Annotated in this window: 13 protein-coding genes; 6 read left to right on the top strand and 7 right to left on the bottom strand. The window is 60.4% G+C overall.

All coding sequences use genetic code 11. The features are described 5' to 3' along the window. Positions 1-8: 8 nt before the first annotated feature. The 5 genes from AABM52_RS07605 to AABM52_RS07585 all read right to left on the bottom strand — a co-directional run bounded on the left by AABM52_RS07605 (position 9) and on the right by AABM52_RS07585 (position 5,282). Positions 9-1,118: a flagellar basal body P-ring protein FlgI gene (locus AABM52_RS07605; protein ID WP_347912594.1), complete on the bottom strand. Its 1,110-nt coding sequence runs from the start codon at positions 1,116-1,118 to the stop codon at positions 9-11. A gap of 18 nt (positions 1,119-1,136) precedes the next feature. Continuing rightward, the gene (gene flgH / locus AABM52_RS07600) at positions 1,137-1,832 is read right to left on the bottom strand and encodes a flagellar basal body L-ring protein FlgH (RefSeq protein ID WP_347911161.1); all 696 of its coding nucleotides are present in this window, start codon (positions 1,830-1,832) and stop codon (positions 1,137-1,139) included. A gap of 52 nt (positions 1,833-1,884) precedes the next feature. After that, on the bottom strand, positions 1,885-2,670 hold the full coding sequence (gene flgG, locus AABM52_RS07595) for a flagellar basal-body rod protein FlgG (RefSeq protein ID WP_047532060.1): 786 nt from the start codon (positions 2,668-2,670) through the stop codon (positions 1,885-1,887). A 45-nt stretch (positions 2,671-2,715) separates the two neighbouring features. Continuing rightward, positions 2,716-3,456, bottom strand: a complete 741-nt coding sequence (locus tag AABM52_RS07590; RefSeq protein ID WP_007983443.1) for a flagellar basal body rod protein FlgF — start codon at positions 3,454-3,456, stop codon at positions 2,716-2,718. A gap of 263 nt (positions 3,457-3,719) precedes the next feature. Next, positions 3,720-5,282: a sigma-54-dependent transcriptional regulator gene (locus tag AABM52_RS07585; protein WP_056721509.1), complete on the bottom strand. Its 1,563-nt coding sequence runs from the start codon at positions 5,280-5,282 to the stop codon at positions 3,720-3,722. A gap of 277 nt (positions 5,283-5,559) precedes the next feature. Between AABM52_RS07585 and phhA the strand changes: the two genes are divergently transcribed. From phhA to AABM52_RS07555, 6 genes are all read left to right on the top strand, one after another. Next, positions 5,560-6,351: a phenylalanine 4-monooxygenase gene (gene phhA / locus AABM52_RS07580; protein WP_223547430.1), complete on the top strand. Its 792-nt coding sequence runs from the start codon at positions 5,560-5,562 to the stop codon at positions 6,349-6,351. Positions 6,352-6,455: 104 nt separating this feature from the next. After that, positions 6,456-6,812: a 4a-hydroxytetrahydrobiopterin dehydratase gene (locus AABM52_RS07575; protein ID WP_046037728.1), complete on the top strand. Its 357-nt coding sequence runs from the start codon at positions 6,456-6,458 to the stop codon at positions 6,810-6,812. Next, complete coding sequence (locus AABM52_RS07570) at positions 6,812-8,005, top strand: amino acid aminotransferase (protein WP_347911159.1); 1,194 nt, start codon at positions 6,812-6,814, stop codon at positions 8,003-8,005. Before AABM52_RS07575 ends, AABM52_RS07570 begins: the two co-directional genes overlap by 1 nt. Positions 8,006-8,278: 273 nt before the next feature. After that, complete coding sequence (locus AABM52_RS07565) at positions 8,279-8,410, top strand: hypothetical protein (protein WP_347911158.1); 132 nt, start codon at positions 8,279-8,281, stop codon at positions 8,408-8,410. A gap of 71 nt (positions 8,411-8,481) precedes the next feature. Then, a complete protein-coding gene (locus tag AABM52_RS07560) occupies positions 8,482-8,685 on the top strand; it encodes a hypothetical protein (RefSeq protein ID WP_347911156.1) in 204 nt (67 codons plus the stop codon). Positions 8,686-8,767: 82 nt separating this feature from the next. Beyond that, positions 8,768-9,967, top strand: a complete 1,200-nt coding sequence (locus AABM52_RS07555) for an MFS transporter (RefSeq protein WP_347911155.1) — start codon at positions 8,768-8,770, stop codon at positions 9,965-9,967. Here the strand turns inward: AABM52_RS07555 and arfB are convergent. Both arfB and AABM52_RS07545 read right to left on the bottom strand, forming a co-directional pair. Beyond that, a complete protein-coding gene (gene arfB / locus AABM52_RS07550; protein WP_056721500.1) occupies positions 9,964-10,377 on the bottom strand; it encodes an alternative ribosome rescue aminoacyl-tRNA hydrolase ArfB in 414 nt (137 codons plus the stop codon). The two genes, AABM52_RS07555 and arfB, sit on opposite strands and share 4 nt — an antisense overlap. A gap of 220 nt (positions 10,378-10,597) precedes the next feature. Next, positions 10,598-12,010, bottom strand: a complete 1,413-nt coding sequence (locus AABM52_RS07545; protein WP_347911154.1) for an amino acid permease — start codon at positions 12,008-12,010, stop codon at positions 10,598-10,600. Positions 12,011-12,651 lie beyond the last annotated feature (641 nt).

Here is a 12,651-nt window from a genome sequence, read left to right as displayed (position 1 = left end):
GGCCGTCCTCAGATCACGATCAGATCGGCTTGCAGGGCGCCGGCCTGCTTCAGCGCTTCGAGGATCGCCATCAAGTCACCCGGTGCCGCGCCGACCTGGTTCACCGCCCGCACGATCTCGTCGAGGGTGGTGCCCGGGCCGAACTTGAACATCGGCTTGGCTTCCTGCTGGGCGTTGACCTTCGAACGCGGCACCACCGCCGTCGTGCCATTGGACAGAGGGCCGGGCTGGCTGACGATCGGGTCTTCGGTAATGGTCACGGTCAGGCTGCCGTGGGTCACGGCGGCCGGGGACACCTTGACGTTCTGGCCGATCACGATGGTCCCGGTACGGGAGTTGATGATGACTTTCGCCACCGCCTGGCCCGGATCGATTTCGAGGTTTTCCAGGATCGACAGGTAGTCGACGCGCTGGCTTGGATCGAGCGGTGCGGTGACGCGAATCGAACCGCCGTCGATGGCCTGGGCCACGCCTGGGCCGAGCATGTTGTTGATCTTGTCGACGACGCGCTTGGCGGTGGTGAAGTCGGAACGGTTGAGGTTCAGCGTCAGGCTGTTGCCCTGGTTGAAACCGCTCGGCACCGCACGCTCCACCGACGCACCACCGGGGATGCGACCAGCCGATGGAACGTTGACGGTGATCTTCGAGCCGTCTCGCCCTTCCGCATCGAAACCGCCAACCACCAGGTTGCCCTGGGCCACCGCATAGACATTGCCATCGATACCCTTGAGCGGCGTCAGCAGCAAGGTGCCGCCGCGCAAACTCTTGGAGTTACCGATGGAGGAAACGGTGATGTCGACCTGCTGACCCGGCTTTGCGAACGCCGGTAAATCGGCGCTGATCGATACCGCCGCGACGTTCTTCAACTGCACGTTGCCCGAACCCGGCGGCACCTTGATGCCGAACTGCGAGAGCATGTTGTTGAAGGTCTGCAGGGTGAACGGAGTTTGTGTCGTCTGGTCGCCGGTGCCGTTAAGCCCGACCACCAGGCCGTAGCCGATCAATTGGTTGGAACGCACGCCGGAAATGCTGGCGATGTCCTTCAGGCGCTCGGCTTGAGCGTTGAAGGCTGCAGACAACATCAGGGCGGCCACCAAAAGGTGTTTGAAGTTCAACATGCTCAACTGGAAAGCCACCTAGAAAGGGAACAGCGGGCTGAGGAAGAAACGGTCGAACCAGCCTGGCTGACTCGCATCGGCAAACGAACCGGTGCCCGAGTAGGTGATGCGCGCATCGGCAACACGGGTCGACGACACGGTGTTGTCGGTAGAGATGTCATCGGCGCGAACAAGGCCGGCAATCCGCACCAGTTCATCGCCGGTGTTGAGGGTCATCCACTTCTCGCCGCGCACCGCGATGATGCCGTTGGGCAACACATCGGCGACGGTGACCGTGATCGAACCGGTCAGGGTGTTGCCCTGCGCCGCCTTGCTGTCACCCTTGGTCGCGCGGTCACCTTCATAGCTGGCGTCCAGGCTCAGGTCACCACTGCCAAACGGGTTGTTGGTGTTGGGTGTGGAGCCGAACAGCGAGGTCAGGCCGATGCTGGCCTTGCTGTTCTTGCCAATTTGCGAGTTGGCGTTTTTGCTGGCCTGGGTCCTTTCGTTCAGGGTGATGGTGATGATGTCACCGACCCGGAACGCCTTGCGGTCGCCGTAGAGGTTCTGTTCAAAACCGGCCTGATAGATCGAGCCATTGTTCGCCGCCGCCGGCAACGGCGTTCGCGGCAACACCGGAGCGTAGTAAGGGTCATTGGGTTTGGGCGTCGAAGGCACGCAACCTGCGAGCGCGGTGACCCCACTCAGTGCCAGAACAGTTACATAGCGATTCATGACCCTACCTCACGGTGTAGCAGGCAGCCTCATGGCTGCCTCATAGACTTGATTACAGATTCTGCGTTACGAACGAGAGCATCTGGTCGGCGGTGGAGATCACCTTGGAGTTCATCTCGTAGGCGCGCTGGGTGGTGATCATGTTGACCATCTCCTCAACGGTGCTGACGTTGGACGTTTCCAGGGTGTTCTGCAGCGTGGTGCCGAAACCGGCCAGGCCCGGGGTGCCGACTTGCGGCGCACCACTGGCGGCGGTTTCCAGGAACAGGTTGTTGCCCACGGCCTGCAGGCCGGCCGGGTTGATGAAGTCGGCGGTTTGCAGGTTACCGATCACCTGGGCGGCCGGGTTGCCGGCGACGGTGATGGACACGGTGCCGTCGCGGCCGACCGTGAAGGTCTGCGCGTCGTTCGGAATGACAATGGCCGGCTCCAAGGCAAAGCCGCTGGCGTTGACGATCTGGCCGTTGGAGTCCAGGTGGAACGTACCGTCACGGGTGTAGGACGTGGTGCCATCCGGTTGCAGGATCTGGAAGAAACCGCGACCGTCGATGGCCATGTCCAGTGGCTGCTCGGTGGTTTGCAGGCTGCCGGCGGTGAAGTTTTTCTGGGTGCCGACGATGCGCACACCGGTACCCAGTTGCAGGCCCGACGGCAGTTCGCTGTCCTGGGTCGACTGGGCGCCTGGTTGACGCTTGATCTGGTAGAGCAGGTCCTGGAACTCGGCGCGATCACGTTTGAAACCCGTGGTCGACACGTTGGCCAGGTTGTTGGAAATGGTGGTCAGGTTGGTGTCCTGGGCGGACAGACCTGTCTTGGCAACCCATAGAGCCGGAAGCATTCGATTCTCCTCGTGCGCCTGTTTTACGGCGCGACGTTCTGGTAATTAGCTGATCTGCAAGACCCGAGCCATGGCCTGGTCATCGTCTTTGGCGGTGTTCATCATCTTGATGTGCAGTTCGAACTGCTTGGACAAGGCCAGAACCGAGGTCATCTCTTCCACGGCATTGACGTTGCTCGACTCGAGGAACCCGGACACCAGCTTGACGTTGGCATCGGCCTGCGCCGGCTTGCCGTCCTTGGTGTGGATCGAACCATCCAGGCCCTTGGTCATGTTCTTGAGGTCCGGGTTGACCAGCTTGATACGGTCGACTTCAGCCATCACCCGGGGACCTTCGCCCATCGCGCGGATGCTGATGGTGCCGTCCTCGCCGACTTCGATCTGCTGCTCCGGCGGCACGGCAATCGGCCCGCCATTGCCCATGACCGGCATGCCATTGCCGGCGCGCAGCACGCCCAGGGCGTCAACGTTCAGGCTGCCGGTGCGCACGTAGCTTTCACCGCCATCGGGCGTCTGTACGGCAATCCAGCCGCCGCCTTGCACGGCAACGTCGAGGTCGCGGCCGGTTTCCACCAGTGAGCCAGGGGAGAAGTCCGTGGCCGGACGTTCGGACATGGCAAACGCACGCGCCGGAAAGCTGTCACCGAACACCGGCATCGAACGGGCCTGCTCCAGGTCTTTCTGGAAGCCGTTGGTGGAGATGTTCGCGAGGTTGTTGGCATGAGCCTTTTGCGCCAGTGCATTCTGGCTGGCGCCGGTCATTGCCACATAAAGGTACTTGTCCACAATTGTTCCTCTGCCTGCCGGACGTTTGCCGCCCACTGCTGTACTGCTGAGCCATAAGCAATTTGCAGACCAACTTGTTTTTGACGGCGCGGGGCCCGGCAAACAGGGGACTTGGGGAATTCAGAGGGGATTTGTGATTTGTATCAGAGACGAAAAACCGGCGGTGTCATGCCGCTTCGCGGCAACGGATCAAAAGATCGCAGCCTTCGGCAGCTCCTACAGGGTTCGACGTAGGAGCTGCCGAAGGCTGCGATCTTTTGATCTTAAATGCTGTTGTCCTTGCCCACCTCATACTCGCGCAACTTATTGGCAATGGTGGTATGCGAAACCCCGAGCCGCTTGCCCAGTTGCCGACTGCTCGGATGCTCGGAATACAGCCGCTCGAGCACCGCCTTCTCGAAACGCCCGACGATCTCGTCCAACCCACCCTCCAGCGAAAAATCGCCAAGGGGCTGACGCACACCATAATCCGGCAGGCGAATGTGCTCGGCCTTGACCGTGCCGCCGTCGCACAGGGAAACCGCCTGGAACAGCACGTTCTCCAGTTGCCGCACGTTGCCCGGCCAATGGTAGTGGCTGAGCCGCTCCATCGCCGCCGGGGCGAGTTTGGGCAGCGGGCATCCAATCTGCCGGCTGGCCTGATCGAGGAAGTGCTCCACCAGCGGCGTCAAACCGTCGAGGCATTCGCGCAACGGCGGGATGTGCAGCGACAACACATTCAAGCGGTGATAGAGGTCCTGGCGGAACTCGCCGCGAGCGCACAATTCGGACAGGTCGACCTGGGTCGCGCAGATCACTCGCACGTCGAGGTAGACCTCTTCATCACTGCCCACACGGCGGAAGCAACCGTCCTGCAAAAAGCGCAGCAACTTCACCTGTAAGCGTGGGCTCATTTCCCCGACGCCATCGAGAAACAACGTGCCGCCCGCCGTCAGTTCCAGCAGCCCGAGCTTGCCTTCGGCCCGCGCCCCTTCGAAGGCACCCGGGCCATAGCCGAACAATTCCGTTTCGGCCATGGACTCCGGCAGACCCGCGCAATTGAGCGCCATCAATGGCGACTGCCCACGCGGGCTGGCCAGATGGCAGGCCCTCGCCAGCAATTCCTTGCCGGTGCCGGTCTCACCTTCGATCAACAGCGGCGCATCCAGCGGCGCCATGCGCCGCGCTTCGCGTACCACGGCGGCCATGACTTTCGAGCTTTGGAAGATGCTGTCGAAGCCGCGCAACTCCTGCTTGCGCACGTTGTAGATGCGCTCGCCCACCCGGTCGGCGCGATGCAATGTCAGCACCGCACCGGCCATCGCTTCACTGTCGTCATGCTCCGATTGCAGCGGCGCGATGTCGGCGAGGAACACATCGCCCTTGACCTTGACCCGCAGCCCGTTGATCCGCGACTTGTTGGCGCGCACCAGTTCCGGCAAATCGAAATCTTCGGCGTACCGCGACAGAGGAATCCCCGGCACCTCATCGACCCGCACCCCAAGCAACTGCGCCGCTGCCCGGTTGGCCGCGACGATGGAGCCGCCCATGTCGATCGACAGCACCGGAAACTCCAGCGCACCGAGCAGTGCATTGAGCTCCATGTGCCGACGCTCGCTGGGCATCAGCCCTACACGCTTGACGCCAAAGACCCCGGCAATCGCTTCGAATTTCGGACGCAAGGCCTGGAACTGAATGTTGATCAGGTTCGGGCAATGCAGGTAGATGGCATTGCCATGCTCACCGCCCACCTCGCCGCGGGCCACGTTGATCCCGTATTCCACCAACAGGTTGAGAATGTCGCGCAGTATGCCGATGCGGTTCTGGCAGTGGACTTTGATACGCATATAAAGACCCAAAAAAACTGTGAGTAAGGTGCGCAGGGATAATTTCTGCTGAGGCACTCAGATAGTCGTCAAGATTATGTGACAGGTGGAGGGCTTTTCCCACCCGCCAATCTCAACATTTGCGCACCGACGCCCAACACGTAACGAAAACTTTACGATTATCGAAGATTTTTCCTACGCATGACGCCAGACACCTGCTGCAACAGTGCAATCCTTGGGGTATTTCTAGGTCCATAGCAGTACATAACAAGAACGAAATCCCTAGCAGGAGAGCAGCATGAAGCAGACGCAATACGTGGCTCGCGAGCCCGATGCGCAAGGTTTTATCGACTACCCCGCCGAAGAACACGCGGTGTGGAACACGCTGATCACTCGCCAACTGAAAGTGATCGAAGGGCGTGCGTGCCAGGAGTACCTGGACGGTATCGAAAAACTCGGTCTGCCCCACGACCGCATTCCTCAACTCGGCGAAATCAACAAGGTCCTCGGTGAAACCACCGGCTGGCAGGTTGCCCGGGTTCCCGCACTGATTCCCTTCCAGACCTTTTTCGAATTGCTCGCCAGCAAGCAGTTTCCGGTGGCGACCTTTATTCGTACCCGCGAAGAACTGGACTACTTGCAAGAGCCGGACATTTTCCACGAGATCTTCGGTCACTGCCCGCTGCTGACCAACCCGTGGTTCGCCGAATTCACCCACACCTACGGCAAACTCGGCCTCAAGGCGACCAAGGAAGAACGCGTGTACCTGGCGCGCCTATACTGGATGACCATCGAGTTCGGCCTGGTCGACACCCCGCAAGGCCAGCGCATCTATGGCGGCGGCATTCTGTCCTCGCCGAAAGAGACCGTGTATTGCCTGTCGGACGAGCCTGAGCATCAGGCGTTCGATCCGCTGGAATGCATGCGCACGCCGTACCGCATCGACATCTTGCAGCCACTGTACTTCGCGTTGCCAAATCTCAAGCGTCTGTTCGACCTCGCTCACGAAGACATCATGGGCATGGTCAAGCAAGCGATGCAGATGGGTCTGCACGCACCGAAATTTCCGCCAAAACCAAAAGCCGCGTGATCCGCCGCTTTTAGAATCAAGTGAGCCTGTCAGAAACCATCGCTTTGGATTAGCGTGGTAGCACTGAGGGCCGATTTCCCAACATTCGATTTCAGGAACACATCATGACCGCATTAACTCAAGCCCATTGCGAAGCCTGCCGCGCCGACGCCCCACAAGTCAGCGACGAAGAACTGCCGATCCTGATCAAGCAGATCCCGGACTGGAACATCGAAGTACGTGACAGCATCATGCAGCTGGAAAAGGTCTTCCTGTTCAAGAACTTCAAGCACGCCCTGGCGTTCACCAACGCCGTCGGTGAAATCTCCGAGGCCGAAGGCCACCACCCGGGCCTGCTGACCGAGTGGGGCAAAGTGACCGTGACCTGGTGGAGCCACTCGATCAAGGGCCTGCACCGCAACGACTTCATCATGGCCGCGCGCACTGACGAAGTGGCGAAGGACGCCGAGGGGCGCAAGTAATGCATTTCGACGCCATCGGTCGAGTACCTGGCGACCCGATCCTCGGCCTGATGGAGGCCTACGCGCAGGACCCGAACCCGCGCAAGTTCGATTTGGGCGTGGGCGTCTACAAGGACGCCCAGGGCCTGACGCCGATTCTCCAGTCGGTGAAGCTTGCAGAGCAGCGCCTGGTGGATCGCCAGTCCACCAAGACCTACATCGGTGGTCACGGCGAACCGGCGTTCGGCAAAGCGATCAATGAGCTGGTGCTGGGTGCCGACTCGAAGCTGATCAGCGCACAACGCGCCGGCGCCACCCAGACTCCGGGCGGCACCGGGGCTTTGCGCCTGAGCGCGGACTTCATCGCCCAGTGCCTGCCTGGGCGTGGCGTGTGGTTGAGCAACCCGACCTGGCCGATCCACGAAACGATTTTCGCGGCAGCCAAGGTCAAGGTCAGCCACTACCCCTACGTGGGCAGCGACAACCGTCTCGACGTCGATGGCATGCTGGCGGCGCTCAATGAAGCGCCCAAGGGTGACGTGGTCTTGCTGCACGCCTGCTGCCACAACCCGACCGGTTTCGACCTGTCCCAGGATGACTGGCAGCGGGTGCTGGAGGTCGTACGCAAGCGCGAACTGCTGCCACTGATCGACTTCGCGTATCAAGGATTCGGCGATGGCCTGGACCAGGATGCCTGGTCGACCCGGCTGTTCGCCGCCGAGTTGCCGGAACTGCTGATCACCAGTTCCTGCTCGAAGAACTTCGGCCTGTACCGCGACCGCATCGGCGCGCTGATTGTCTGCGCGAAAACCGCCGACAAGCTCACCGACATCCGCAGCCAGCTGGCCAACATCGCCCGCAACCTGTGGTCGACGCCGCCGGATCATGGTGCGGCCGTGGTCGCAACCATCCTCGGCGACCCGGAGCTGAAAAACCTCTGGGCTGACGAAGTGGAAGCCATGCGCCTGCGTATCGCCCAATTGCGCAGCGGTCTGGTGGAGGCGCTGGAGCCTCACGGTTTGCGCGAGCGTTTTGCGCACATTGGCGTGCAACGCGGGATGTTCTCCTACACCGGCCTGTCGCCTGCGCAGGTGAAGAACCTGCGGGACAACCATAGCGTGTATATGGTCAGCTCCGGCCGGGCCAACGTCGCGGGTATTGATGCCACGCGCCTGGATCTGCTGGCCGAGGCGATCGCCAAAGTCTGCAAATAACCTTCAAACACTGCAGATCCCCTGTAGGAGCGAGCCTGCTCGCGATAGCGGCGCATCAGTCGACATCAACGTCGAATGACACTCCGCCATCGCGAGCAGGCTCGCTCCTACAGTTTTTTCTGCGGACTGTTACCGATCTGTCTATACAACCCCATCCGTCGAAACAAATGGATATAAAAGTCCGTTTGTCATTTTCAGTGCTGTATCCTGCCCAGGCTTTTTTAAAGCGCGGATCTACCAGATCTATCAACAGACTTAGCGAGGAGCGCAACCATGCACGAGATTCCTAATCTCCCCTTCCCAAGCCTGCACGTACCTGAGCAGACGACCACGCAACAAGCCGGCGCCCAACAGCCCGAGCCGAAAGAAGCACCTGACAGCCGCAAGGTTGACAGCGAAGACTGAAACACCCGCCGCACAGACCGTGTGGAAAGCGCTAACATGCGCTTTCCACACTGCCTGAAATGAGCCTGACCATGACCGATGAATTCAGTGAAGCGCAGGCCAGCGTCCTGATCGGCACCGCCGAGAAAATGATCGAGATCTGGAATCGCCTCTCCCCCGAGAAACAAGCCGTCTTGCTCGCCCGCTTCGGCACCCAGGAAAATGCGTTGGCCGCCCTGGTCACCACGCAACTGGTCGCCCCTGTCAAATCTGAATGCCCCCCCCCCGGCAAATAGTTTTACTTTTTCACAACCTGTAACCGTCCACACCGCTATCATAAGCAGCCTATCTATCCTGCTTTACCGTGGACTTTTACCCATGCCCGAAAACCAGCGCCCCCTGGCGGTCACGCTGCAAGTTGTTTCCATCGTCCTTTTCACCTTCATCGGCTACCTGAACATCGGCATCCCCCTGGCCGTATTGCCCGGTTACGTCCACAGCGACCTGGGCTTCGGCGCGGTGATCGCGGGTCTGGTGATCAGCGTGCAATACCTGGCCACCCTGCTCAGCCGCCCCTATGCCGGGAAGATCATCGACAACAAGGGCAGCAAGCTGGCTGTGATGTATGGCCTGGCCGGTTGCGGCTTGAGCGGTGTATTCATGCTGGTCTCGGCCTGGACCCAGAGCCTGCCGATCTTGAGCCTGATCAGCCTGTTGATCGGCCGCCTGGTGCTCGGCAGCGCCGAAAGCCTGGTGGGTTCGGGCTCGATTGGCTGGGGCATCGGCCGGGTCGGCGCGGCAAACACGGCCAAAGTCATCTCCTGGAACGGTATCGCCAGCTACGGCGCACTGGCTGTCGGCGCGCCCTTGGGCGTGTTGCTCGTCCATCAACTGGGCTTGTGGAGCATGGGGGTGAGCATTGTTTTGCTGGCCATTCTCGGCCTGCTGCTGGCCTGGCCGAAAACCGCCGCGCCGATCGTTGCCGGTGAGCGCCTGCCATTCATGCACGTACTCGGGCGGGTCTTCCCCCACGGCTGCGGCCTGGCCCTGGGCTCCATCGGTTTTGGCACCATCGCGACCTTCATCACCCTGTATTACGCCACGCAACACTGGGACAACGCGGTGCTGTGCCTGAGCCTGTTCGGCGCCAGCTTCATCGGTGCGCGCTTGCTGTTCGGCAACCTGATCAACCGCCTCGGCGGCTTTCGCGTGGCCATTGCCTGCCTGTCAGTGGAAACCCTGGGATTGCTGTTGCTGTGGCTTGCACCGGATGCCCATTGGGCACTGGCGGGCGCGGCGCTGAGCGGCTTCGGCTTCTCGCTGGTGTTTCCGGCACTGGGCGTGGAGGCGGTCAACCTGGTCCCGGCGTCCAGCCGTGGCGCAGCCGTCGGTGCCTATTCGCTGTTCATCGACTTGTCGCTGGGCATTACCGGACCATTGGCCGGTGCGATTGCGGCAGGATTTGGTTTTGCATCGATCTTCCTGTTCGCCGCCCTCGCCGCCCTCAGCGGTTTGATGCTGAGCCTTTACTTGTACCGGCAGGCACCGAAGCAGCGCGAGGCACGGGACGCCCGCTAGAAATCGACCTTGCCGCGCCCGGCCTTGATGTTGCCGCGCTTGGATTTGGATTCGAGGCGACGGGTCTTCGAGCCGAGGGTCGGCTTGGTCGGACGGCGCTTTTTCTCGACCTTGGTGGCACTCTGGATCAACTCGGTCAGCCGCAACAGCGCATCGGCGCGATTCTGCTCCTGCGTACGGTACTGCTGGGCCTTGATGATCAACACACCGTCGCTGGTGATGCGGCTGTCGCGCAGCGCCAGCAGCCGCTCCTTGTAGAACTCGGGCAAGGACGATGCTGGAATGTCGAAACGCAAGTGCACGGCACTGGAGACCTTGTTGACGTTCTGCCCACCGGCGCCCTGGGCGCGAATGGCCGTCAACTCGATCTCGGCATCCGGCAGTTGCACGTTGTTGGAAATCACCAGCATGGAAAAGCGTCCGTATTCAGAACGTGCAGGATACCGCGAAACGATTGGAGGAATGCGGCCCCTGTAGGAGCGAGCCTGCTCGCGATGGTGGTGGGTCAGCAAAGGTTATGTTGACTGATACGGCCTCATCGCGAGCAGGCTCGCTCCTACAAGGGGATGTGTGTGAAGTGCAAAAACAACAAACCCGGCACTTGGCCGGGTTTGTTGTTTCTGCGCGGAGTTACTCCACTGCGGCCTGCAAGGCACGCTGCGCACTGCGCTTGTTCTTGATGCCGTAACAGACCCACATGAACACCAGCCACACCGGAATCGCATACACCGATGTCTGAATCCCCGGGATCAACAGCATCACACCAAGGACGAACACCACGAACGCCAGGCAGATGTAGTTGCCGTACGGGTACCACAGGGCCTTGAACAGCGGCGTCTGTTTGGTCTTGTTCATGTGCTGGCGGAACTTGAAGTGCGAGTAGCTGATCATCGCCCAGTTGATCACCAGGGTGGCTACTACCAGCGACATCAGCAGTTCCAGCGCGTTTTGCGGGATCAGGTAGTTCAACAACACCGCGATCAGGGTCACGGCCGCCGAGGCCAGGATCGAACGCACCGGCACGCCGCGCTTGTCGATCTTCGCCAGCGCCTTCGGCGCGTCGCCCTGCTCGGCCATGCCCAGCAGCATGCGGCTGTTGCAGTAGGTGCCGCTGTTGTACACCGACAACGCCGCGGTCAGAACCACGAAGTTGAGGATGTGCGCGGCAGTGTTGCTGCCCAGCATCGAGAACACTTGCACGAACGGACTGCCGCTATAGGAATCACCGGAGGCGTTCAGGGTGGTCAGCAAGCTGTCCCATGGCGTCAACGACAGCAGGATGACCAGGGCACCGATGTAGAAAATCAGGATCCGGTAGATCACCTGGTTGATGGCTTTGGGGATCACGGTTTTCGGCTTGTCGGCTTCGGCAGCGGTGAAACCGAGCATTTCCAGACCACCGAAGGAAAACATGATGAACGCCATGGCCATCACCAGCCCCGTGACACCGTTCGGGAAGAAGCCACCGTGGGACCACAGGTTGCTGACCGCCGCTTGCGGGCCGCCATTGCCGCTGACCAGCAGGTAGCTGCCCAGAGCAATCATGCCGACGATCGCCACGACCTTGATGATCGCAAACCAGAACTCGGCCTCGCCGAACACTTTGACGTTGGCCAGGTTGATCGCGTTGATCAGCACGAAGAAGGCCGCTGCGGAGACCCAGGTCGGAATGTCCGGCGCCCAGTAGTGGATATATTTGCCGACCGCGGTCAACTCGGACATACCCACCAGAATGTACAGAATCCAGCAGTTCCAGCCCGACAGGAAGCCGGCAAAGCCGCCCCAGTACTTGTGCGCAAAATGGCTGAAGGAACCGGCCACCGGATCTTCGACGATCATTTCGCCCAGTTGGCGCATGATCATGAAGGCGATGAAGCCGCAGATGGCGTAGCCGAGGATCATCGACGGACCGGCGGATTTCAGTACCCCGGCCGAGCCGAGGAACAAGCCGGTACCGATCGCGCCACCGAGGGCGATCAATTGAATATGGCGATTTTTCAGGCCGCGTTTCAGCTCGCCTGATTGCGGGTTTTGTCCACTCATGAAAAGGGTCTCACGCAAGGTTTGATGATGTTCAGTAGACGTTGCTGCTCAAGAAAGGCGTTAAGCGGCACCGATCAAACCCCAGCGCAGGCACCAGGAGTTCAGCGTAATTACAACGGTCATGCGTCACCTGTTTGTTTTTATCTGTGACGAAATCGAACCCGACACGCTCGTGACGCGACGGAGTGAACAAGGCGGATAGCCTTGTAGTTTGCGCAGATGCGCAGGAGGTCACAGGTAAAACGCGGCGCATTGTACACCCCTAACCCCCTGCTGCCAGACCCGCTGGACAAGCGTGTCTATGGCCGGGATTGCCTGTGTCCGCCCCGAGAGGCTCGGGCGGCTGCAAAAAATGGATCGGACCCTTGCGGATCATCGACGGGAAAGGCAGGAAAACCGCCCCTCGCAGAGAGATGGAGATGGAATACGGCGTTCATTGCGCCTCCTTTTTGTTATGCACCTGCACGACAGGCATGGCGCGCATAACACCCTGCATGGGGCGGTGAAACAAGCGGGCCAGAGCGCTGGAAGTGGGCAAAAACATAATGATTCGTAAGAGTTTTCTTACAATATTCAGGAAGTGGCGGTTTCACGGGGTTAATCCGATGATTTCGTCATGTTTTCTTTACAGCGCGTAATTC

The organism is Pseudomonas grandcourensis (assembly GCF_039909015.1).
In the GTDB taxonomy this organism is placed as follows: domain Bacteria; phylum Pseudomonadota; class Gammaproteobacteria; order Pseudomonadales; family Pseudomonadaceae; genus Aquipseudomonas; species Aquipseudomonas grandcourensis.
The sequence above is the reverse complement of the archived record's forward strand: the minus strand, read 5'-3'. Positions and strand labels throughout refer to the sequence as shown.

What these genes read in the sequence shown, in the direction of transcription:
- AABM52_RS07605 (WP_347912594.1), bottom strand. Translation starts at nt 1,118, where the DNA reads ATGTTGAACTTCAAACACCTTTTGGTGGCCGCCCTGATGTTGTCTGCA.
- flgH (WP_347911161.1), bottom strand. Translation starts at nt 1,832, where the DNA reads ATGAATCGCTATGTAACTGTTCTGGCACTGAGTGGGGTCACCGCGCTC.
- flgG (WP_047532060.1), bottom strand. Translation starts at nt 2,670, where the DNA reads ATGCTTCCGGCTCTATGGGTTGCCAAGACAGGTCTGTCCGCCCAGGAC.
- AABM52_RS07585 (WP_056721509.1), bottom strand. Translation starts at nt 5,282, where the DNA reads ATGCGTATCAAAGTCCACTGCCAGAACCGCATCGGCATACTGCGCGAC.
- phhA (WP_223547430.1), top strand. Translation starts at nt 5,560, where the DNA reads ATGAAGCAGACGCAATACGTGGCTCGCGAGCCCGATGCGCAAGGTTTT.
- AABM52_RS07575 (WP_046037728.1), top strand. Translation starts at nt 6,456, where the DNA reads ATGACCGCATTAACTCAAGCCCATTGCGAAGCCTGCCGCGCCGACGCC.
- AABM52_RS07570 (WP_347911159.1), top strand. Translation starts at nt 6,812, where the DNA reads ATGCATTTCGACGCCATCGGTCGAGTACCTGGCGACCCGATCCTCGGC.
- AABM52_RS07565 (WP_347911158.1), top strand. Translation starts at nt 8,279, where the DNA reads ATGCACGAGATTCCTAATCTCCCCTTCCCAAGCCTGCACGTACCTGAG.
- AABM52_RS07560 (WP_347911156.1), top strand. Translation starts at nt 8,482, where the DNA reads ATGACCGATGAATTCAGTGAAGCGCAGGCCAGCGTCCTGATCGGCACC.
- AABM52_RS07555 (WP_347911155.1), top strand. Translation starts at nt 8,768, where the DNA reads ATGCCCGAAAACCAGCGCCCCCTGGCGGTCACGCTGCAAGTTGTTTCC.
- arfB (WP_056721500.1), bottom strand. Translation starts at nt 10,377, where the DNA reads ATGCTGGTGATTTCCAACAACGTGCAACTGCCGGATGCCGAGATCGAG.
- AABM52_RS07545 (WP_347911154.1), bottom strand. Translation starts at nt 12,010, where the DNA reads ATGAGTGGACAAAACCCGCAATCAGGCGAGCTGAAACGCGGCCTGAAA.